The following is a 19,645-nucleotide window of genomic DNA, read 5'->3' as shown; positions in this document are numbered from 1 at the left end:
CGCCTTGGCCGGTGGCCACCGGCCAAGGCGCTAAGTCACTTCCATCGCACAAATGCTGGCCGTGCAGATACAAGGGGCAGGGCAACCTGCGAACCGGATCAAAGATCCCTCCGAGTCCCCACGCGTTGCACCCTCCAATTCAAAATCGAATTCGTGGATGCAGCCCCTCACCCCACCCTCTCCCCGTAAGAACGGGGCGAGGGAGTGAGAGAGCGATTCCTCCCTGACACCCGCGTCAGAATCTGGCGCGTTTGTAAGTTGAAGGTGCTGGTCCCTTGCTTTCATCTGAGCCTCCTCGCGCGGCAGGTATCGCTGCGCAGCACGGAGGACGCTTCGATGGACAACAGGATTCTCAAAGGCCTCACTGCGGTGTCGATCGCCGCGGTGATGGCGCTCGCTTCGCCTGTGCTCGCCCGTGGCGGCGGTGGCGGAGGTCACGGCGGTGGCGGCTTTGGCGGTGGCGGGCATTTCGGTGGCGGCGGCATGCACGCCGGTGGCTTTGGTGGTATGCACGTTGGCGGCATCGGCGGCGCCCGTTTCGCCCATGTCGGCGGCCCGGGCTTCGGCGGCGCCGGCTTCGCGCATGCGGCGATCGGGCCGCGCTTCGCTGGCTCCGGCTGGCACGGCAGGCCCTTCGTCGGCCGCCACGCCTTCTTCCGGTACCACCATCGCTTCTTCTTCGGAGCACCTTTCATCTATGCCGGTTACAATGACGGCTGTTGGCGCAGGAGCTGGACGCCCTATGGGTGGCAATGGGTCAATGTGTGCGGAGACTCTTGGTACTAGCATCGCCGTACCGCACCATTGTCGCGATCGTCATCGGACGGTTCCGCTCAGCCCCGGAACGGGATAGTCTGGTGGCGATCGTCGCGCGGAGTTTGTCATGACCGGAGGTCACCGCCGCATTCTGGTCGTCGAGGACGATGCGGAAACCGCAGGCCAGCTCGTCGAGGAGCTGACGATTTCCGGCTACGACGTCGATCTCGCCGCCACCGGGCGCGAGGCCCTCAGCCACGGCGCCGCCCGCGACTATGCCGTGATCACCATCGACCGCATGCTGCCCGACATCGACGGCATCAGCGTGATGCGCCAGTTGCGCGACGACGGCATCGCCGCGCCGTTCCTTATCATCTCCGCACTTGGCGAAGTCGACGACCGCGTGCGCGGCTTGCGGGCCGGCGGAGACGATTATCTCGTCAAGCCGTTCTCCTTCACCGAATTGCTGGCGCGGCTGGAGGCACTGGGCCGGCGCAGCGACACTGTTGCCAAGGAGACGATCCTGCGGGTCGGCGATCTCGCCATCGACCTGATCGCGCGCAGCGCGAGCCGCCGCGGCCGGAAGATTCCGCTGTTGCCGCGGGAATTCCAATTGCTCGAATATCTCGTCCGCAACGAGGGCCGCGTCGTCTCGCGTGCGATGCTGCTCCAGCATGTCTGGGATCTGCACTTCGATCCCTCCACCAACATCATCGATGTCTATGTCGGGCGCGTCCGTCGCAAGGTCGATGATGCCCAGGCCTATCCGCTGATCCACACCATCCGCGGCATCGGATATTGTCTCCGTGCTCCTGGCTAAAACGCTCCGCTCCTCGACCTTTCGCCTTGCGCTGATCGCGATCGCGGCATTCGGGCTGATCGTCGCGGCGATCATGGCCTATGTCTATTTCGGCACGATCGCCTACGTGCGGAGCCGTGTCGGCGATGCTGGCGATCACGGCGGCTTCACCGCGATGATCGAGCTCGCAATGGCCGCTGTCGCCGTGCTGATGCTGGTGCTCGCCGGGCTCGCCGCGGTGCTGGTGACGCGCCGCACGGTCGGGCGAATCGAGGAGATCAACGCCACCAGCCGCGCCATCATGATGTCGGGCCTCGACCAGCGCATTCCCTTGCGCGGCAGTCACGACGAGTGGGACCGCGTCGCCGAAAACCTCAACCAGATGCTCGACCGCATCGAGACTTTGATGGGCGAGGTCAAGCAGGTCAGCGACAATGTCGCCCATGATTTGCGCACGCCGCTGACGCGCATGCGGGGTCGGCTGGAAAAAGCTTATCACGCCTCGCGCAATGGCGAGGCCGACGCGGCGCTGATTGGTGACACTATCGCCGATCTCGACGCGGTGCTCGGCATGTTTGCCTCCATCACCCGCATCTCGGAGATCGAGACCCGCGCCCGGCGCAGCGCCTTTCGCACCCTCAACCTCGCCGAAATTGCTGGCGAGGTCGTCGAGCTCTACGATGCCGCCGCCGAACAGGTTGCGACGCGGCTCAGCCTCGGCGGCGACCGCGAGGTGGCGATTATTGGCGATCGCGACCTGCTGTTCGACGCCATCGCCAATCTCGTCGACAACGCGATCAAGCACGGCTGCAAAGGCGGGCAGGTGATCGTCACCTGCCGTAGCACCGACGGCGGTGCGACGATCGCGATCGCCGACGATGGTCCGGGCATTCCCACTGATGAGCGCGATCATGTGTTCAAGCGCTTCTACCGGCTCGAACAGAGCCGCTACACCCCGGGTAACGGCCTTGGTTTAAGCCTGGTCGCCGCGGTCGCCCGCCTCCATGGTGCCGAGATTGCCCTGCACGACAACGCGCCGGGCCTGACGGTCCAGCTCAGTTTCCCGCCGCATCCGCCCTAGAGTTCGATCACGCCGCGGCGTGCTGCATGTGCCACCGCATCGGTTCGGCCGGTGGCGTCGAGTTTGTCGAGCAGCGAGCCGACATGGAATTTCACGGTGTGGACGGAAATGCCGAGCTGACGCGCGATCATCTTGTTGGAGCCACCTTCCGCCATCAACGCCAGCACATCGAGCTCGCGCTGTGTCAGCGCGATGTCCTCAGGCATGATGCGCGGATCGCGGGTGACGATCGCCGCTGCCGCCTTCTCGCCGGGTTCGGCGAGGCGAAGCCCGGCGATATTGCCGAGCAGGGCCGCCAGTCGGTCGGCGAGGACCGGATCGTCGATCTCCAGGGACAGCACGATCTCGGGCGCGATGTCCTCGCTCACGCCGCCGGCCTCTCGCCGATCGTGACCTTGAAGCTGACCGGCTCGCCGCCGCGGCGCGCCGCGATATCGACCACCGCGCCCACACTCGCCGGACCCAGCGTCCGCGACAGTGCACGCACGCCGGACAGTTTCTGGTCGTTGACGGCGACGATGACGTCGCCCTGGCGGATGCCGGCCGCCGCCGAAGGGCCGGCCTTGTCGACATTCATCACCATCGCGCCGACACCGTCGTCGAGCCGGACCGGCTGGAGCCCGAGGCCGAGATATCCGCGTGCGATGCGGCCGCGCGCCTCTAACTGTGCCGCGACCCGCTCGATTGTGGCCGTCGGGATCACCAGCACACGCCTCGGGCCGAGCACGGCCATGCCGAAGGCTTCGCCCGATGCATCGAGCGCGAGGCCGCCCTGCTGGCTGGAGCGCAAGCGGACGTCGAGTTCGATCCGCGCGTCGATGTCGCCGCCGCGCAAGGAGCGCCAGCTCTTGCCGGACAGCGACACCATGCCGAGCGCGGCGCTCGGCGTATCGCGGTCGGTGGCGACGACGACCGACAAAGTGCCGAGGGGCGGGATCGTTGTGGCCAGCTTGACCGGGGCAATCGCCGTATCGGCGCGCAGCAATGCGATATCGGTCGTATGGTCGCGGCCTGCGATCGTGGCGGCCGCGGTGCTGCCGTCGGGGAGGCCGATCTCGACGCCCCCCTCGTCGGCCAGCGCCTCGTCGGCGGTGACGATCAGGCCGGGCTTCCAGACGAAGCCGGTGGCGCGGGAGCGATGCGAATGCACGGCGACGACGGACGGCGCGGTGCGCGCCACGATGTCTGCGAGCGCGGACGACAGTGAGGACAGGGGAGTGGGTTCGGTCATGGGAGGCTCCTGTAAGCTGTCCTCAATCTGGGATGTCGCGGGCGATCGCGTAACTGGCCGCATGGCCAGGAAATAGGCAGCGAAGCTGGTCCGTAAGACCACGGCCGACGAACATGTGATTGGGAGCCGCTCACGGCAACGTGTAGCAATCGCGAAATTGCGCCGCCTTCACGATTTCAGCGAGCCTGACCGATGACCATCGACCTCACCCGCCGCACCCTGCTTCAACTCGCCAGCGCCAGCTCGCTCGCAACGGCGGCCGCGGGCGCGGCGCGCGCCGAGGGTGCACCGCAGGGCGGCGGGCCGACCTATGCCAGCCGCACCCCGATGCGGGTCGGCATGGTGACGTTGCGCGTGAAAAATCTAGACAAGGTTGCGGACTACTACCGGGACGTCATCGGGCTCACCGTGATGGAGCGCTCGGCAACTGCCGCAATGCTCGGCACGGCCGGTATCACCCTGCTGGTGCTGGAGGCCCGTCCTGATGCCGAGATCGAGCCGCGCAACGCCGCCGGCCTCTATCACACCGCCTTCCTGATGCCCACGCGCAAGGACCTCGCGCGCTGGCTGGTAGCAGCCGCCTCGCATCGCGTGCCGCTGTCGGGCTTTGCCGATCATCTCGTCAGCGAGTCCGTCTATCTCGACGACCCCGAAGGCAACGGCATCGAGGTCTATGCCGACCGCGATCCCTCGCAATGGCAGTGGAGCGAGGGCAGCGTCAAGATGGCGGCCGACGAGCTCAACATTCCCGACCTGCTGTCGCTGACCAATACGCGCGTGCCTGATTATGCCAAGGCGCCGGACGGAATGCGCATCGGCCACATGCATCTGCGCGTCGGCGACCTCGCGCAGGCCGAGCGCTTCTATCACGGTGCCATCGGCCTGGACCCGACCCGCAGCCGCAACGGTGCCGCGTTCCTGTCGTCGGGGCGCTATCATCATCACCTCGGCATGAATGTCTGGCAGAGCCAGGGCGCCGGCCAGCGCGACGATCAGGCAACCGGGCTCGCCTGGTTCTCGCTGGTGACGGAGAAGCCGGACCTGCTTGCCGCGCAGGACGAGCGCCTGCGCAAGGGCGGCGCGAAAGTCACCGCGCTTGCCAATGGCGTGGAGGCGATCGATCCCTGGGGCACCCGGGTGCGGCTGATCAGGGTTTGATCGCCGGCGCCAGCGTTGGTAAGACCGGTCAGGCGCTGGCCAGTTTCCGGGATTCACACCTGACATGTCCGATTTTCGCGGCGTCTTCCCCTATCTCGTCTCGCCCATCGCTGCCGATGGCGCGGTGCGGACGAACGTGCTCGCAAAGCTCTGCGACGATCTGATCGGCGCCGGCGTCCACGGTCTGACCCCGCTCGGCTCGACCGGCGAGTTCGCCTATCTCAACGCCGCCCAACGCACCGCGGTGGTGCAGACCACGATCGAGGCGGCCAAGGGACGTGTGCCTGTGGTTGCGGGCGTCGCCTCCACCTCGACGGCGGACGCGGTGGCGCAGGCGAAAGCGTATCAGAAGCTCGGCGCCGACGGCATTCTGGCGATCCTGGAAGCGTATTTCCCGCTCGCCGATGCCCAAATCGAAGCCTATTTCCGCGCCATCGCCGATGCCGTGGACATCCCGGTCGTCATCTATACCAATCCGCAATTCCAGCGCTCTGATCTGACGCTCGACGTCATCGCGCGCCTCGCCGAGCATCCGCGCATCGGCTACATCAAGGACGCCTCGACCAACACCGGCCGGCTGCTCTCGATCATGAACCGCTGCGGCGATGCCTTGCGGGTGTTCTCGGCCTCCGCCCACATCCCGGCCGCGGTGATGCTGATCGGCGGGCTCGGCTGGATGGCGGGCCCGGCCTGCATCATCCCGCGCCAGAGCGTCGCGCTGTACGACCTCTGCAAGGCCGGTCGCTGGGACGAGGCGATGGCGCTCCAGCGCAGGCTGTGGCGCATCAACGAGGCTTTTGCCCGTTTCAACCTGGCCGCCTGCATCAAGGCCGGATTGGCCTTCCAGGGCTACGACGTCGGCGATCCCGTGCCGCCGCAAGCCGCACTCACCGCCGATGCGCGCAAGGTCGTGGAAGCGGCCCTGCGGGAGCTGGGCTAGGAGCCGATAGGACGGCTTCGCTTCCGCTCGCCTATGCCCCGGCATGACGAAATCGTGGATATAGCGCCCAAAACCGCGGCTGGCCTCGCATGCCTCGATCCGCTAAAAGGCGGCCGCATTTGAGAGATTAAGGGACCCCACGGAATGAACATTCTTCCCGGCAATTTGCGTTTCGGAGCGGGGCAACCCGTCAAGCGTTTGGAAGATCAGCGACTGCTCACCGGGAAGGGGCAGTTCATCGACGACAAGCCGGAAGACGGCGCGCTGTGGTTGTACCTGCTGCGCTCGCCGCATGCGCACGCGAAGATCGTCTCGATCGATACGGCCGCCGCCACTGCGATGCCCGGCGTGACCGCGGTCTACACTGGCGCCGACCTCGTCAAGGACGACATCGGCGTCATCCCGACCTTGAGCATCTTCAAGCGCCCTGACGGCAAGCCGATGACGGTGCCGCCACGCCGCCTGCTGGCGCACGACATCGTGCGCTATGCCGGCGAGGCCGTGGCCGCCGTGGTGGCCTCCTCGCGCGCCGACGCGCAGAGCGCGGCCGAAGCGATCGTGGTCGAATATGACGTGCAGCCGGCCGTGGTCGATCCGGTCGAGGCGGTCAAGCCCGGCGCGCCATTGGTGTGGCCGGAGGCGCCCGACAACATCGTGGGCGCGATGAGCTACGGCGATGCCGCCAAGGTGGACGAGGCTTTTGCCAAGGCGGCGCATACCGTCGAGCTCGATCTCGTCAGCCAGCGCCTGGTGCCGTCGGCCATGGAGCCGCGCTCGACCATTGCCGAGATCGACAAGAAATCCGGCCGCCTTCTGCTGCATGTGCAGTCGCAGACGCCTGCCTCGACTCGCGACGTGCTGGCCGAGGCCGTGCTGAAGCGTCCGAAGGACAGCGTTCGCGTGCTGGTCGGCGATATCGGCGGCGGCTTTGGCCAGAAGACCAACCTCTATCCCGAGGACGGCATCGTCGCCTATGCCGCAACCAAGCTGAACAGGAAGATCCGCTGGCGCGGCGATCGCACCGATGAGTTCGTCGGCGGCACTCATGGCCGCGATCTCACCTCGACCGCGTCCTTCGCGCTCGACGACAAGGGCAAGGTGCTGGCCTATCGCGTCAGCTCGATCGGCTGCACCGGCGCGTATTCCTCGGGCGCGGCCAACATTATTCCGCTGGTGCTGGGGCCATTCGTGCAGACCGGCGTCTACGATTTGCCGCTGGTGCATTTCGAGGTGAAGTCGGTGATGACCCACACCGCGCCGGTCGGTGCCTATCGTGGTGCGGGCCGGCCCGAGGCCGTGTTCATCGTCGAGCGCCTGTTCGACGCGGCCGCGCGAAAAATCGGCATGGATCCGCGCGCGATCCGGAAAGCCAACTACATCAAGCCGGCGCAATTGCCCTACACGAATGCAGCGGGGCAGGTTTACGATTCCGGCGCCTTCGCGCACATGCTCGATCGTGCCGTGAAGCTCGCCGACTGGGACGGCTTTGCCGCGCGCAAGAAGGCGGCGAAGAGGAAGGGCCTGCTCTATGGCCGCGGGCTCACTTCCTATATCGAATGGACCGGCGGCCGCGCCCACACCGAAAAGGTCAGCCTGCACGCGACTTCGGAAGGCCGCGTCGTCCTGCATTCCGGCACCATGGCGATGGGACAGGGGCTGCAGACCACCTACACCCAGATGATTTCCGACACGCTCGGCATCCCCATGGACAAGATCGATGTCGTGCAAGGCGACACCGATCTCGCCATGGGCTTCGGCAGCGTCGGATCGCGTTCGCTGTTCGTCGGCGGTACGGCGGTCGCTGTCTCCTCCAACGATCTGATCCAGAAGGCGCGCGAGAAGGCGGCGAACGTGCTGGAGACCTCGGTCGAGGACATCGAATACCAGGGCGGCATGCTCACCGTGGTCGGCACCGACCGCCGCATCAGCCTGTTCGATATTGCAGAGAAGGAGAGCGGCGCAAAACTCAGCGTCGATTCCGAGGGCGAGGTCGATGGTCCGAGCTGGCCGAACGGCACGCATATTTGCGAGGTCGAGATCGACCCCGAGACCGGCGTCTCCAAGGTCGTGCGCTATACCACCGTCGACGACGTCGGTGTCGCCGTGAACCCGATGCTGGTCACCGGCCAGATCCATGGCGGCGTCGCGCAGGGTATCGGCCAGGCGCTGTATGAGGGCGTGTCCTACGATGCCGATGGCCAGCTGCTCACCGCGAGCTACCAGGACTATTGCATCCCGCGCGCGGACGACGTTCCGCCGATCGTGGTGACGCTGGACGATTCCGCGCCCTGCCGCACCAATCCGCTCGGCGCCAAGGGCTGCGGCGAATCCGGCGCCATCGGCGGTCCCCCCTGCGTCACCAACGGCGTGATGGATGCGCTCGCCGAACTCGGCATCACCCAGCTCAACACGCCCCTGACGCCGCAGAAGATCTGGCAGGCGATCCGGGATGCGAAGGTGGGGTAGGCGTAGCCCGCGCTGTGGCGGCGATCTCCGCCGTCGTCCCGGCGAAGGCAGGGACCCATAGCCACCGAGTCTAATTTGGCGAAAGTACGTAGTTGCCAGCTTCGCGCCAAAACCTCTCCCTGGGGTAATGGGTCCCGGCCTTCGCCGGGACGACACCGAGAGTGAGGAAAAAGTTCGCGCTAAATCCCCAACATCATCTTCGCAATGATATCGCGTTGGATCTCCGAGGTGCCGCCGAAGATCGTATACGCGCGGCCGTTGAGATATTCCGGCATCACCGTCAGCATCTCCTCCGGCATCGCCGGCTCGTGGTTGAGCCTGTAGAGCGGACGCATCGGCTCGACCGCGAGGGCGTCATGGCCGATCACGTCGGCGCCAAGCCGGGTCACGGCCTGCCGGATCTCGCTGTTGCGCAGCTTCAGGATCGACGACACCGCACCGGGATTCTGTCCGGTCTGCAGTGCCGACAGCACGCGCAGCTCGGTCATCTCCAGCGCGTCGATGTCGATTTCGACCTCGGAGATGCGCGTCGCGATGTCGGGACTGTCGATCGCGCGCCCCGTCAGGTCGGACTCGGCGAGCTCCGCGATCGCCTTCAGCCCTTCGCGCAATTTTGCCGACGCAATGCCGGAGCCGCGCTCGAACTCGAGCAGATACTTGCCGTAGGTCCAGCCCTTGCCTTCCTCGCCGACGCGGTTCGCCACGGGAACGCGTACGTCGTCGAAGAACACCTGGTTGACCTCGTGGTCGCCGCCGATGGTGAGGATGGGGCGCGTCGTGATGCCCGGCGTCTTCATGTCGATCAGGATGAAGCTGATGCCGTCTTGCTGCCGCGGGCCGTCGCTGGTGCGCACCAGCGCGAACATGCGGTTGGCGTGGTGGGCATGCGTGGTCCAGATCTTTGTGCCGTTGATGATGTAGTCGTCGCCATCGCGCACCGCGCGGGTCTTCAGCGAGGAGAGATCGGAGCCGGAGCCCGGCTCGGAATAGCCCTGGCACCAATAATCCTCGCCGGACAGAATGCGCGGCAGATAAAAATTCTTCTGCTCAGGCGAGCCGAAACCGATGATGACGGGCCCGACCATCTTCACGCCCATCACGTTGACATTGGGCACGCCGGCCCGCGCGCTTTCGGTCTCGAAGATCCAGCGCTGCGCCGGCGTCCAATCCGGACCGCCATGCTCGATCGGCCAGCCCGGCGCGCCCCAGCCGCGGCTGTGCAGCGTGCGCTGCCAGGCCATGCCGATATCGGGGTCGGAGAACACCGACGGCGTCAGCGCGGTCGCGCGCTTCATCTCCTCGGTGAGATTTTTGGCAATGAAGCCGCGCACCTGATCCTGAAAGGCGCGCTCTTCGGCATTGAAGGACAGGTCCATGAGGCTCTCCCAGTGTCAGGCCGGCACGGTGGTGCGGCCAAGCCCAGCGTGGCGGCCATAATGGTGCGCGCTGCTGCCGAACAGCGTGTCGAACGCGACCAGCCGCTTGAAATAGGCGCCGACCTCGAGCTCCTCGGTGACGCCCATGCCGCCGTGAAGCTGGATCGACTGCTCGCCGACGAAACGGGCGGATCTGCCGATCTTCGCCTTCGCGCCCGACGCCGCCCGCGCGCGCTCGACCGGATCGGCGTCGACCTTCAGCGCGGCGCGCAACGCCATCGAGCGCGCTTCGTCGACCTGCACCGCCATGTCGGCGAGGCGGTGGCGGATCACCTGGTTGGCCGAGAGCGGCCGGCCGAATTGCTTTCGAATTTTTGTGTATTCCAGCGTGGTGTCCAGGAGCACCTGCATGATGCCGACGGCCTCGGCGCCGAGTGCGGCCATGGCGCGATCAACAGCCCATTCGATGGCCGGCAGCGCGTCATGCCCATTGCCGAGCAAGGCATCCTCCGGCAGCTGCGCATCCGATAGCACGATATTGCAGGCCCGCCCGCCGCCGAGGCGCTCGTAGTCGGAGATCGCAACATTCGGAGTCGTCGCCGGCACCAGGAACAGGCCGATCCGCGCCGATGGCCCCTGATGATCATGGATATGCGCGGAGACGATGATCTCGTCCGCGGCGTGGCCGTCGAGCACCGCAATCTTGCTGCCGGCAAGACGCCAGCCCTGCGCCGTCTTGTGGGCGGCGGTTGCGACCTTGGCAAGATCGAACCGCGCCGCGCGTTCGGAATGCGCGAACGCGAGCTTCAACGATCCGTCCGCGATCTTCGGCAGGATGGCCTGCTTCTGCGCCGTGCTGCCGCATCGTTCGATCAACGCAGCGCCAAGCACGATTGTTGCGATATACGGCTCCGACACCAGCCCGCGGCCGAAGGCTTCCATCAAAATGCCGATCTCGACCGCGCTGCCGCCGAGCCCGCCAAACTCTTCCGCGATCGGCAACGCCAGCCAGCCGAGTTCGGCGAATTGCGTCCACACCGCCGGGCTGAAGCCGAGGGCATCGTTCGCCATCTTGCGGCGGTGATCCGCATCGTAGCTTTCCGCCACGAAGCGCTCCGCGCTTTCGCGCAGCAGGCGTTGCTCGTCGGTGAGATTGAGATCCATCCTGTCTACTCCGCGGCCGCCGGCGGCTTGCGCACGGAGGGGTGCAGGCCGGATGGATCGACCACCATGCCGAATTCCTGAAGATTATGCGCGTGACAGAGCTGATGCAGCGCAAAGGCCTGGTCGATTGCGGCCGGTTGGCCCATCACGTCAACCGAACGGTTCACGGCTTCCTTGGTCAGCTTCAGCGCAAAGGACGGCTTTGACGCGATTTTGCGCGCCAGCGTGAGCACGGCGGAGGAAAGCTCTGCGCGCGGCACGACCCGGTTGACCATGCCGAGCTGGTGCGCCTCCTGCGCGCTCCAGCTGTCGGCCGTGAACAGAAATTCCTTGGCCTTGCGCGGCCCGAGCTCCCAGGGATGCACGAACCATTCGACGCCGCAGACACCCATGGTGACCACGGGATCGCAGAACTGCGCATCGTCGCTGGCGACGATGAGATCGCAGGCCCAGGCCAGCATCAGGCCGCCGGCGATGCACTTGCCGTGCACCTCCGCAATGGTCGGCTTGGCGAGGTTGCGCCAGCGCCGCGTGATCTGGAGGTAGATCTCCTGCTCGCGCGCGAAGCGGCCATGAGCGTTTGGTTCAGCGAAGCCGCCCCAATTTCCGATCGGCGGAAAATCCACGCCCGCTTCATTCTTGCTGCCGGGCCGCAGGTCATGGCCCGAGGAGAAGTGCGGACCGTTGCCGGAGAGAATGATCACCTTGACCGCATCGTCCTGCACCGCCTCATCGAAGGCGGCGTTGAGATCGTAGGTCATTTGCAGGTTCTGCGCGTTGCGCGCCTCGGGCCGGTTCATCACGATCCGGGCAATCGCCGGCTCCGGCCTCTCCACGAGGATGGTCTCGAACGAACTCATCGCGTTCCCCTGGCGTTTCCGACCCGGTATTATTGTTCCCTCAAGTTGACTATTACAGCCGGGATTAAGCAAGAGGCTTGCGTAAATCGGCTGCTTTTCGCGGACCTCGGCCCGGACTCAAGATGTCTGGCATCTCGCGGATGCAATCTGGTAGCTTGCGCCCGATTCCACCGGGAGAAATTTGATGCGCAAGATCCTGACCGTGCTGGCGGCGCTGGCCTCGTTGAGCCTCACCAATTGCGGCTATAACGCGATCCAGAGCGAGGACGAGCAGATCAAGGCCAACTGGTCCGAGGTCGTGAACCAGTATCAGCGCCGCGCCGATCTCGTGCCCAACCTCGTCAACTCGGTGAAGGGTTTTGCGCAGCAGGAGAAGGACGTACTGCTCGGGGTCACCAATGCCCGCGCCAAGGTCGGCAGCATCCAGGCGACGCCCGAGGTGCTGAACGATCCCGCCGCATTCCAGAAATTCCAGGCCGCCCAAGGCGAGCTTTCCGGCGCGCTGTCGCGGCTGCTCGTGGTCACCGAGAACTACCCGCAGCTCAAGTCGGATGCGCTGTTCAAGGATCTGATGTCGCAGCTCGAGGGCACCGAGAACCGCATCACGGTGGCGCGCAATCGCTACATCAAGGCGGTGCAGGACTATAACGTCACCATCCGCTCGTTCCCGAGCAACGTCACCGCGATGATGTTCGGCTACAAGGAGAAGCCGAACTTCACGGTCGCGAACGAGAAGGAAATCTCGACCGCACCGAAGGTCGATTTCAATCCGGCACCCGCGCCGTCGAAGTAAGTGCGCGCTATCTTGCGCATGCGCCTAGCCCCACCCACCACTGTCATTCTCCGCGAAAGCGGGGAATCCAGTACGCCGCGGCTTCACCGTATCCCGCTGGCGTCTCTGGAATACTGGATCGCCCGGTCGAGCCGGGCGATGACAGCGCATGTGTGGCGAGCGATAGTCGCCGTCGCATTCTCATTCTTTCTAACCTTTGCGCTTCCCGCCTCGGCCGACGTCGCCGTACCCCAGCTCACCGGCCGCGTGGTCGATCAGACCGGCACGCTCTCCAGCGGCAACATCGCCGCGCTGTCGCAAAAGCTGCAGGACTTCGAGACCCGCAAGGGCAGCCAGATCGCCGTCCTGATCGTGCCGACGACGGATCCGGAGACGATCGAGCAATTCGCGATCCGCGTTGCGGAGGCCTGGAAGATCGGGCGCAAGAAGGTCGACGACGGCGCCATCCTCGTGGTGGCCAAGAACGACCGGCATTTGCGCATCGAGGTCGGTTACGGCCTCGAGGGTGCGCTCACCGACGTCACGTCGCGGCGCATCATCGATGAAGCCATCACGCCGAAATTCAGGAGTGGCGATTTCGCCGGCGGCATCACGGCGGGCGTCGATCGCATGATCCGCATCATCGACGGCGAGCCGTTGCCGACGCCATCGCGCAGCGTGAACTTCGGCGATTGGAACGACGTCGAGCCGCTTTTCTACTTCCTGCTGTTCGGCCCGCTGGTCATCGGCGGCATCCTGCGCTCGATGTTCGGGCGGCTGTTCGGTTCGGGAATAACCGGGGCGATCGTTGGTGTCCTCGCCTGGTTCGTGATCGGCTCCGCGGCCATTGGACTGGGCGTCGGTGTGCTCGGCGCTGTGCTGACGTTTATCGCCGATCTGTTTGGGGCGGGATCGGGCACGGGATCCTCGCGCGGCCGATCGTGGTCGAGCGGTTCGTCATCCGGCGGCTGGAGCAGCGGGTCGTCGTCGAGCGGCGGCTTCAGTGGCGGTGGCGGCAGTTTTGGCGGCGGCGGTGCCTCGGGGAGCTGGTAGGTCATGAGCATCAGGCGCATCACCCGGCATCTGCTCCAGCACCATTGGCGTGCCAAGCAGGTGTTCCCGAAAGACGTGCTTGACCGCATCGAGCAGGCGATCAAGCGCGGCGAAGCCAGCCATTCCGGCCAGGTGCGGTTCGTGGTCGAAGGCGCGCTCGACGGTGGCCCGCTGTTTCGTGACCAGCCGGCGCGCGAGCGCGCGCTCGACGTGTTCTCGCAAATGCGCATCTGGGACACCGCGCACAACAACGGCGTCCTGATCTATCTCCTGCTCGCCGACCGCGATGTCGAGATCATCGCCGACCGCGGTATCGATGCGAAGGTTGGTGGCGAGCGTTGGGAACGCATCTGCCGCGCCATGGAAGTCGAGTTCAGGTCGGGGCAGTTCGAGCGCGGCGTGATCGGCGGGATCGAGGCGGTGTCCCGGGAGCTGGCAAAGCACTTTCCGCCAAGCGGCCCGCATCCCAACGAGCTGCCGGATGCACCGGTGGTGATGTAGCCGCTGCAAGCATGCGGTAATGGAGTCCCGATGTCGTCCTGGCGAAAGCCAGGACCCCAGCGCGAGCGCCCTTGCGCTCGTCGCGATATGCCAGTGAGGAGTTTGGCGAAAATCAAATATTCGGTACGCCTGCTGCGTACGACCGATGGACCTCGCGGTATGGGTCCTGGCTTTCGCCAGGATTGTGGGGACATCGGTGCTTTGCCTTGCGGACCAACGCCCGCCAGCCCACCTAATCGTCCAGCTTGTTCAGATCCCGCACCGACTGCATGATCGGCTCGAAGTTCGAGCGCGCATCCAGCGCGTCGAACAATTGCGCGGTGTCGTCCAATAGACCGTGCGACCGCGCGATGGCGATACGCACGTCCTCCTGCGGCGTGTCCGATAGCCGGCCGTGGCCTGAAAGCAAGATCTTCGCGTTCAATCCCTTGAGCCGCTCCAGCGATTCGATGTAGTCGGCGATGCTGCCCGAGCCGAACACGCCGCCCATCACGCCGCCAGGCATGAGCGTATCGGCGGCGAACAGCAGGCCCTTGTCCTGATCGAACAGCGTGATGCAGGCCGAGGTGTGTCCCGGCGTGTGCATGACGTTGAGACGGAAATTGCCGAGGTCGATCAGATTGCCCTCCTCGAGCCAGATGTCGATATTCACAGGTACGTTCGGCTCGTTGAACATCTTTCGCAGCATCGAGAAGTCGTCGCGCAGCATGATCTTGTTGGCGGCGAGGCGATGGGCGGCGACGAAGGTGCGGCGCTCGTTGAAGTGCCAGGCCGCGCCGATGTGGTCGAGATGCTCGTGGCTGAGCACCACCATGTCGATCTTCTCCGGCGGGCAGCCGACAAAGTCCAGGCATTCGACCATCGCCGCATAGTTCGAGGACAGCCCGGTATCGATCAGGATGGTCCGCGCCGAGCCGCGCACGAGATAGACGTTGGCGGCGCGATTGGAGAAACGGATCTGGTAGACGTCGTCCGCTGCCTGGATCAGCGAGCAGGTGTCGTTCTTCATCAGGACCGGAAAGGCCGTCGGCTTGCGGTCGTTCATGATTGGGCCGCCCGGTAGCTGACCGCGTTGGCGGCGCGCAGGCGTTTCGACAGCGCGTCCATCACCATCAGCGCAAACGCCGGCTGCTGGCTGACGAGATAGACGAAGCGGGCGTGGTTGACCCTCATCACCCTGGTGTTCGGTGCCGCCGCGATCGCGGTCGCCGAACGTGCGGAGCCGTCGATCACGGCCATCTCGCCGAAGAATTCGCCCTTGCCGAGTTTGATGATGCTGGTCTTGCTGGCGCCGCTGAACTTGGCGATCTCGACCTCGCCGTCAAGGACAACGTATAGCTCGCGGCCGGTCGAGCCCTCCTCGAAGATGATGTCATTGACGCCAAACTCGTTGATGCACTTCTCGATCGTCATGACACCCCCAAGGGCCGTCTGCAGCCGTTCTGGCTGACAGGCAGTCATGTTAGCGGGGTAACACGGGCGGGCAACAGCCCGTTCGGCGGGAGCGTGGCCTACCGCAGGGCAGCATCGGCTGACGATTTGTTGCACAGCGCCACACCGGTTCCACTTTCCCGGCCCAATTCGGCCCCGGAAGACTTCCTAAAATTTCGGTAAGCGGGTCCGGAGGTAAGGAATTCGCAAGCAATGAAAGTTACCAAAAGGTCAACCGAGACTGGAGTATTTGAGCCGTGAGCGAACCAATGCCCGAGCAGGCCGCCCAGGATACTGGCGTCGTCGAAGCCGCAGCGACCGTGCCGCAGGCCATCGAGGCTGCTGCCGGCATCGAGGCCCCGTCGATTGCCCCCGACCACGAGGCGCCGCCCAAGCCTGATCCAGTGAAGCCCGACCCCGTCAAGATCGAGCCGCCAAAAATCGAGGCATCGAGGATCGAGATGCCAAAGTTCGAAGCCAAAGCCGAAACCAGGCCCGAGCCAAAGCCCGGCAAGCTCATCGTCATGGCACCCGCGGAGCGGTCCTGGGACCATGAGGAGTTTGCGCCGCATGTAAGGGCGGACGAGCCACGCGAGACCGGCGGCAAGCGCCGTCTGTCGGCGATGGCCGCGGTGGTGGCGATTGCGGCCAGTGTTGGCGCCATCAGCGGCGCGCTCGCGACCGCAGGGATGATGCACTTCGCAAGCCCCGCGCCGGCACAGGTCGCCGACACCAGCGCGCTGGAATCTTCGGTCGCCCGGATCGATGCCGATGTCGTCGCGCTCAAGGCCAACGTCGAGCACACCTCCAAGACCGGCCTCGGCCAGTTCAACCGGACCAACGACCGCCTCGACAAGCTCGAGAAGGCGCAGGCCGAACCGATGGCCAAAATCGCGAAGCTGTCCGAGACCGTCGACAAGCTCCGTGCCACCCCGCCCGCGGCGCCCGCACAGGCCGCAGCCGCCGTGCCCGCCAGGGAGACCACCGGCTCGATCGCACCGACCCAGGTTGCGACCGCGGCAGCTGCGCCGGCTCCCGCCGCACCCAAGACCGAGGTCGGCCGGCTGCCGACGGTCGAAGGCTGGGTGCTGCGCGACGTTTCCAACGGCGGCGCGCTGATCGAGGGCCGCAATGGCCTCTATGAGGTCTATGCCGGCGACCCCATCCCCGGCGTCGGCCGTGTCGATGCGATCCGCCGCCAGGACGGCCGCTGGGTGGTCGTCACCAGCAAGGGGCTGATCGTCGCGCGCTGAGCGGCTCCTATCCGATTTCCGAAGAGGCGCTTCACCTCCATGTGAAGCGCCTTTTTGCTTGAATAGCCGTCCCGGCGCGGTGTTACCTAGGGCATGAACCGCGCGTTGCGAAGTCTCGTTGCCGCCGCCGTATTTTTCGGCGGCATCGTGTCGTTGTTGGCCGCGGAGAACGCGCAGCTGGCGCGCGGCACGGCGATTACCGATCCCGATCTCCTGCGCGAGCTCGACCAGCACGATGCGCTCACGATCTCGCGCCTGTTGTGGCCGGAGCGGAACGCGAACTTTCGGCTGACGACCGATCTGATGTTTTCGTGGCTGTCGCAGCTCAAGGAAATTCGCCCCGCTATCGACGCCGAGATCGATCGCTACGTCGCGCGGCAGAAGGCGGCATATCCGACCGAGACCATCGGCGTCGGCGAGGGCTTCGACGTGCAATTGTTCGACCGCGCCAATCTGAAATCCCGCGACACCCGTTTCGTGCTGGCCGGCATCGTCAACCGTATGGACCGAGCCTATGTCTCGGAAGACTCTTGCGGCGAGATCAGGCTGATCTATCGTCTTGCGCGTTTCGAGACTAAGCCGGACGGTAGCAAGACCGCGACACGGCTGCCGATGACACTCAATCTGGTGATGAAGGCGCGCGATGCGCGGCAGACGGATGCGAGCGGTAAGCCGATCACCTGCGCCGAGGTCGCGCGACGCTGGCTCGGCAATGGCGACTGGCAGGAGCTGATCGGCAGTAGCTTCTATCCTTACGATGCGATGCTCGATCGCATCGAAACCAACATTCAGATCTCGGTTGCAGCGAAATCAGCGCTGCACGATTTCCGCACCGACTATCTGCTCAAGGTGTTCAAGTACGACGCCGTCTCGAAGGCGTTCGAGGAATCGACGCTGGAGAACCAGATCGACCGTGACCGCATCCTCGCCGACAATGATCTCCGGCGCGACTTCAGGGATTGGCTGCTCGCGCCCGATCATCTTCGCGACTTCGACCGCGGCACGGTGCTGATCCCGGAAAAATTCCTGGCCAAAGCCGCAATCGTGCCGACACCAGCCGGCCTCGATGCGTCTCCGTTGCAGCCAGAGTTCGGGATGATGCAAGGGGAGGGCAACGGAGAAGGGCGAGGCGAGCCGGTCTTCTCGGACACCGACGTGGTTGGTGCGCTGAAGCAGGCGGCGGCGCGCGGGGACATGCAGAACGTCCGCTCGATCGCGGGTTTCCAGCGCCGCCTCAACGACGTCACCTGTGCCGGCTGCCACCAGACCCGCGGCATCGGCGGCTTTCATTTCCCGGGCGTCGATTGGCTTGCGGACAAGCCGTCCAACTCGACCATCGTGCCGGCCTCGCCGCATTTTCTTGGCGACCAGGTCCGCCGCCGCGACATCCTGACCGCGATGGCCGCAGGCAAACGTCCTGATTTCTCACGCGGATTTGCCGGCCGGCCGCAGACCCGCGGCAGCACTGAGCTGGCCGGGACCGAATATCAGGATGGATGGGGTGCGCATTGTTCCCTGGAAAATGCGGGATCGGGATCGGCCGACAGGAGTTTTACGTCATGGAGCTGTGCTAAAGGGCTGACCTGTCAGGCTGCCGCGGCCTCGCGCCGCATCGGCATGTGCTTCATCAAGACGCGTTAGGCTGTCTCGAACCGGTTTGGATGACCCCATGACGGAATCCAGCGAAGCCAACAAGGAGCGCAATCGCGAGATCGCGCAGAATGAAGAGGCCAAGCAGGTCACCGGCAGCGTTCGCGTCAGCATCTCGGCCATCGTAGCGGTCGTCATCATCGGTGGAATCTTGTTTACGCTCGGCTGGCTGGCGCTGAAGTAGCTTTCTTTCGTCATGCCCGGGTTTGTCCCGGACATCCACGTTCTGGTGTCCCCGCTCAAGATCGTGGATGGCCGGGACAAGCCCGGCCATGACGGCCGAGACGACGTGGCGCGAGCGCACTCACTTCGCGTAATTCGTCATCCGCTTGCCGGGCAGCAGCTCGTAGGCCGGCTTCCACCCGGGCAGTGTGGCCATACGGCCAAGCCAGGCGTGGATGGCGGGATAGCTTTCCGCGAAATCGAAGCCGTGCTCGTCGCTCGGATAGTGCAGATAGGCCATCATCGAGATATCGGCGACGGTCGGCCTGGTGCCGATCGCGAATTCATTGTGCTGGAGATGGCCGTCGAGAATGCCGAGGAAGTCTTCGAGCCGCCGGCGAAAATGTTTCAGCACCTGCGGATCGTTGTTTTGCGTGAAGGCGCGCATGAAGCGGTACGTCGCCATGTAGCCGGTGAGCTTGTGGTTGTCCCAGAACAGCCAGCGCAGCAGCTCGAACTTTTCCTCCTCGGTCTCGGCACCGAAACGCCCGTACTGGTCGGCAAGCTTGAGCAGGAGAGGCGCGGTCTGCGTCATCTTCACACCGTCCACCTCGAGCACGGGAATCTCGCCCATCTCGTTCACGCTCTTGCGCCATTCCGGCGTGCGCGTGACGCCGCCGCCAAAGTCGGTCCAGACCGGCTCGAACCTCTCGCCGCAAAGCGTCAGCATCAGCGCCAGCTTGTAGCTGTTGCCGGATTCGGGGAAGTAGTGCAGGCGGTAGCCGGGCATGGGACCTCGCGAGGACGGTGATTGTTGAAGCAAGCTATTCCCTTACGGTCGTCCCGGCGAAGGCCGGGACCCATAACCACCGAACGTGGTTTGGCGAAGACTTGGAGTTATCAGCTTCGTCCGCCAACTTCCTCTCTGGGATATGGGTCCCGGCCCCCGTGGGCCAATGGGCCCTAGGCCCGGACGCCAGCCGGAATGTTTA

The 19,645-nt window shown here is 65.0% G+C and carries 20 protein-coding genes; 12 read left to right on the top strand and 8 right to left on the bottom strand.

Annotation, left to right across the window (positions count from 1 at the left end; all coding sequences use genetic code 11):
* Positions 1-336: 336 nt before the first annotated feature.
* The 3 genes from AC0L3C_RS33240 to AC0L3C_RS33230 all read left to right on the top strand — a co-directional run bounded on the left by AC0L3C_RS33240 (position 337) and on the right by AC0L3C_RS33230 (position 2,636).
* Complete coding sequence (locus AC0L3C_RS33240; RefSeq protein WP_473410091.1) at positions 337-786, top strand: hypothetical protein; 450 nt, start codon at positions 337-339, stop codon at positions 784-786.
* Between the two features lie 97 nt (positions 787-883).
* Positions 884-1,576 carry a response regulator transcription factor gene (locus tag AC0L3C_RS33235; protein WP_473266941.1) on the top strand — a complete coding sequence of 231 codons (693 nt, stop codon included), beginning with the start codon at positions 884-886 and terminating at the stop codon, positions 1,574-1,576.
* Entirely contained in the window at positions 1,563-2,636 is a 1,074-nt protein-coding gene (locus tag AC0L3C_RS33230) for a sensor histidine kinase (RefSeq protein WP_473266938.1), read from the top strand. Before AC0L3C_RS33235 ends, AC0L3C_RS33230 begins: the two co-directional genes overlap by 14 nt.
* On the opposite strand, the gene AC0L3C_RS33225 is transcribed toward AC0L3C_RS33230, so the two are convergent.
* Both AC0L3C_RS33225 and AC0L3C_RS33220 read right to left on the bottom strand, forming a co-directional pair.
* Positions 2,633-3,004, bottom strand: a complete 372-nt coding sequence (locus AC0L3C_RS33225) for a response regulator transcription factor (protein ID WP_473266937.1) — start codon at positions 3,002-3,004, stop codon at positions 2,633-2,635. The two genes, AC0L3C_RS33230 and AC0L3C_RS33225, sit on opposite strands and share 4 nt — an antisense overlap.
* A complete protein-coding gene (locus AC0L3C_RS33220) occupies positions 3,001-3,867 on the bottom strand; it encodes a S1C family serine protease (RefSeq protein WP_473410090.1) in 867 nt (288 codons plus the stop codon). The genes AC0L3C_RS33225 and AC0L3C_RS33220 overlap by 4 nt, the downstream gene beginning before the upstream one ends.
* 192 nt (positions 3,868-4,059) lie before the next feature.
* Here AC0L3C_RS33220 and AC0L3C_RS33215 point away from each other — a divergent pair, with 192 nt between their 5' ends.
* The 3 genes from AC0L3C_RS33215 (at position 4,060) to AC0L3C_RS33205 (ending at position 8,431) form a co-directional block, all read left to right on the top strand.
* Complete coding sequence (locus AC0L3C_RS33215; RefSeq protein ID WP_473410089.1) at positions 4,060-5,025, top strand: VOC family protein; 966 nt, start codon at positions 4,060-4,062, stop codon at positions 5,023-5,025.
* A 64-nt stretch (positions 5,026-5,089) separates the two neighbouring features.
* The gene (locus AC0L3C_RS33210; protein ID WP_473266929.1) at positions 5,090-5,965 is read left to right on the top strand and encodes a dihydrodipicolinate synthase family protein; all 876 of its coding nucleotides are present in this window, start codon (positions 5,090-5,092) and stop codon (positions 5,963-5,965) included.
* 144 nt (positions 5,966-6,109) lie between these two features.
* The gene (locus tag AC0L3C_RS33205) at positions 6,110-8,431 is read left to right on the top strand and encodes a xanthine dehydrogenase family protein molybdopterin-binding subunit (RefSeq protein WP_473410088.1); all 2,322 of its coding nucleotides are present in this window, start codon (positions 6,110-6,112) and stop codon (positions 8,429-8,431) included.
* A 179-nt stretch (positions 8,432-8,610) separates the two neighbouring features.
* Here the strand turns inward: AC0L3C_RS33205 and AC0L3C_RS33200 are convergent, their stop codons facing one another.
* Genes AC0L3C_RS33200 through AC0L3C_RS33190 form a run of 3 tightly spaced genes read right to left on the bottom strand, consistent with a single transcriptional unit; the run spans position 8,611 to position 11,831 of the window.
* Positions 8,611-9,807, bottom strand: a complete 1,197-nt coding sequence (locus tag AC0L3C_RS33200; protein ID WP_473410087.1) for an acyl-CoA dehydrogenase family protein — start codon at positions 9,805-9,807, stop codon at positions 8,611-8,613.
* Positions 9,808-9,822: 15 nt separating this feature from the next.
* Positions 9,823-10,971 carry an acyl-CoA dehydrogenase family protein gene (locus tag AC0L3C_RS33195; protein WP_473410086.1) on the bottom strand — a complete coding sequence of 383 codons (1,149 nt, stop codon included), beginning with the start codon at positions 10,969-10,971 and terminating at the stop codon, positions 9,823-9,825.
* A gap of 5 nt (positions 10,972-10,976) precedes the next feature.
* Entirely contained in the window at positions 10,977-11,831 is an 855-nt protein-coding gene (locus AC0L3C_RS33190; protein ID WP_473265803.1) for an enoyl-CoA hydratase, read from the bottom strand.
* A 184-nt stretch (positions 11,832-12,015) separates the two neighbouring features.
* Here AC0L3C_RS33190 and AC0L3C_RS33185 point away from each other — a divergent pair, with 184 nt between their 5' ends.
* The 3 genes from AC0L3C_RS33185 to AC0L3C_RS33175 all read left to right on the top strand — a co-directional run bounded on the left by AC0L3C_RS33185 (position 12,016) and on the right by AC0L3C_RS33175 (position 14,157).
* On the top strand, positions 12,016-12,624 hold the full coding sequence (locus AC0L3C_RS33185) for a LemA family protein (RefSeq protein ID WP_018453665.1): 609 nt from the start codon (positions 12,016-12,018) through the stop codon (positions 12,622-12,624).
* 138 nt (positions 12,625-12,762) lie between these two features.
* Positions 12,763-13,656, top strand: coding sequence for a TPM domain-containing protein (locus AC0L3C_RS33180; protein WP_473410085.1), 894 nt, complete (start codon positions 12,763-12,765; stop codon positions 13,654-13,656).
* Between the two features lie 3 nt (positions 13,657-13,659).
* On the top strand, positions 13,660-14,157 hold the full coding sequence (locus AC0L3C_RS33175; protein WP_473410084.1) for a TPM domain-containing protein: 498 nt from the start codon (positions 13,660-13,662) through the stop codon (positions 14,155-14,157).
* A gap of 232 nt (positions 14,158-14,389) precedes the next feature.
* Here AC0L3C_RS33175 and AC0L3C_RS33170 read toward each other — a convergent pair whose 3' ends face one another.
* Both AC0L3C_RS33170 and AC0L3C_RS33165 read right to left on the bottom strand, forming a co-directional pair.
* Entirely contained in the window at positions 14,390-15,202 is an 813-nt protein-coding gene (locus AC0L3C_RS33170) for an MBL fold metallo-hydrolase (protein WP_473410083.1), read from the bottom strand.
* Positions 15,199-15,570 carry a Crp/Fnr family transcriptional regulator gene (locus AC0L3C_RS33165; protein WP_473265798.1) on the bottom strand — a complete coding sequence of 124 codons (372 nt, stop codon included), beginning with the start codon at positions 15,568-15,570 and terminating at the stop codon, positions 15,199-15,201. Before AC0L3C_RS33165 ends, AC0L3C_RS33170 begins: the two co-directional genes overlap by 4 nt.
* 287 nt (positions 15,571-15,857) lie before the next feature.
* Here AC0L3C_RS33165 and AC0L3C_RS33160 point away from each other — a divergent pair, with 287 nt between their 5' ends.
* From AC0L3C_RS33160 to AC0L3C_RS33150, 3 genes are all read left to right on the top strand, one after another.
* Entirely contained in the window at positions 15,858-16,841 is a 984-nt protein-coding gene (locus AC0L3C_RS33160) for a hypothetical protein (protein WP_473410094.1), read from the top strand.
* Positions 16,842-16,934: 93 nt separating this feature from the next.
* Positions 16,935-18,482: a hypothetical protein gene (locus AC0L3C_RS33155; protein WP_473410082.1), complete on the top strand. Its 1,548-nt coding sequence runs from the start codon at positions 16,935-16,937 to the stop codon at positions 18,480-18,482.
* A gap of 28 nt (positions 18,483-18,510) precedes the next feature.
* Positions 18,511-18,675: a hypothetical protein gene (locus AC0L3C_RS33150; protein WP_473265796.1), complete on the top strand. Its 165-nt coding sequence runs from the start codon at positions 18,511-18,513 to the stop codon at positions 18,673-18,675.
* A 120-nt stretch (positions 18,676-18,795) separates the two neighbouring features.
* Here AC0L3C_RS33150 and AC0L3C_RS33145 read toward each other — a convergent pair whose 3' ends face one another.
* Positions 18,796-19,443, bottom strand: coding sequence for a glutathione S-transferase family protein (locus tag AC0L3C_RS33145; RefSeq protein WP_473410081.1), 648 nt, complete (start codon positions 19,441-19,443; stop codon positions 18,796-18,798).
* Between the last annotated feature and the right edge of the window lie 202 nt (positions 19,444-19,645).

This window comes from Bradyrhizobium sp. WSM4872, from assembly GCF_055811715.1.
Note: the sequence above shows the minus strand (reverse complement) of the source record. Positions and strands in the feature narration are given on the sequence as shown.

Excerpts from the sequence above, each read along its gene's own strand:
- AC0L3C_RS33190 (WP_473265803.1), bottom strand. The coding sequence starts at position 11,831 with ATGAGTTCGTTCGAGACCATCCTCGTGGAGAGGCCGGAGCCGGCGATT.
- AC0L3C_RS33200 (WP_473410087.1), bottom strand. The coding sequence starts at position 9,807 with ATGGACCTGTCCTTCAATGCCGAAGAGCGCGCCTTTCAGGATCAGGTG.
- AC0L3C_RS33195 (WP_473410086.1), bottom strand. The coding sequence starts at position 10,971 with ATGGATCTCAATCTCACCGACGAGCAACGCCTGCTGCGCGAAAGCGCG.
- AC0L3C_RS33220 (WP_473410090.1), bottom strand. The coding sequence starts at position 3,867 with ATGACCGAACCCACTCCCCTGTCCTCACTGTCGTCCGCGCTCGCAGAC.
- AC0L3C_RS33215 (WP_473410089.1), top strand. The coding sequence starts at position 4,060 with ATGACCATCGACCTCACCCGCCGCACCCTGCTTCAACTCGCCAGCGCC.
- AC0L3C_RS33155 (WP_473410082.1), top strand. The coding sequence starts at position 16,935 with ATGAACCGCGCGTTGCGAAGTCTCGTTGCCGCCGCCGTATTTTTCGGC.
- AC0L3C_RS33175 (WP_473410084.1), top strand. The coding sequence starts at position 13,660 with ATGAGCATCAGGCGCATCACCCGGCATCTGCTCCAGCACCATTGGCGT.
- AC0L3C_RS33185 (WP_018453665.1), top strand. The coding sequence starts at position 12,016 with ATGCGCAAGATCCTGACCGTGCTGGCGGCGCTGGCCTCGTTGAGCCTC.
- AC0L3C_RS33165 (WP_473265798.1), bottom strand. The coding sequence starts at position 15,570 with ATGACGATCGAGAAGTGCATCAACGAGTTTGGCGTCAATGACATCATC.
- AC0L3C_RS33180 (WP_473410085.1), top strand. The coding sequence starts at position 12,763 with ATGACAGCGCATGTGTGGCGAGCGATAGTCGCCGTCGCATTCTCATTC.
- AC0L3C_RS33240 (WP_473410091.1), top strand. The coding sequence starts at position 337 with ATGGACAACAGGATTCTCAAAGGCCTCACTGCGGTGTCGATCGCCGCG.
- AC0L3C_RS33150 (WP_473265796.1), top strand. The coding sequence starts at position 18,511 with ATGACGGAATCCAGCGAAGCCAACAAGGAGCGCAATCGCGAGATCGCG.
- AC0L3C_RS33210 (WP_473266929.1), top strand. The coding sequence starts at position 5,090 with ATGTCCGATTTTCGCGGCGTCTTCCCCTATCTCGTCTCGCCCATCGCT.
- AC0L3C_RS33170 (WP_473410083.1), bottom strand. The coding sequence starts at position 15,202 with ATGAACGACCGCAAGCCGACGGCCTTTCCGGTCCTGATGAAGAACGAC.
- AC0L3C_RS33235 (WP_473266941.1), top strand. The coding sequence starts at position 884 with ATGACCGGAGGTCACCGCCGCATTCTGGTCGTCGAGGACGATGCGGAA.
- AC0L3C_RS33205 (WP_473410088.1), top strand. The coding sequence starts at position 6,110 with ATGAACATTCTTCCCGGCAATTTGCGTTTCGGAGCGGGGCAACCCGTC.
- AC0L3C_RS33160 (WP_473410094.1), top strand. The coding sequence starts at position 15,858 with ATGCCCGAGCAGGCCGCCCAGGATACTGGCGTCGTCGAAGCCGCAGCG.
- AC0L3C_RS33145 (WP_473410081.1), bottom strand. The coding sequence starts at position 19,443 with ATGCCCGGCTACCGCCTGCACTACTTCCCCGAATCCGGCAACAGCTAC.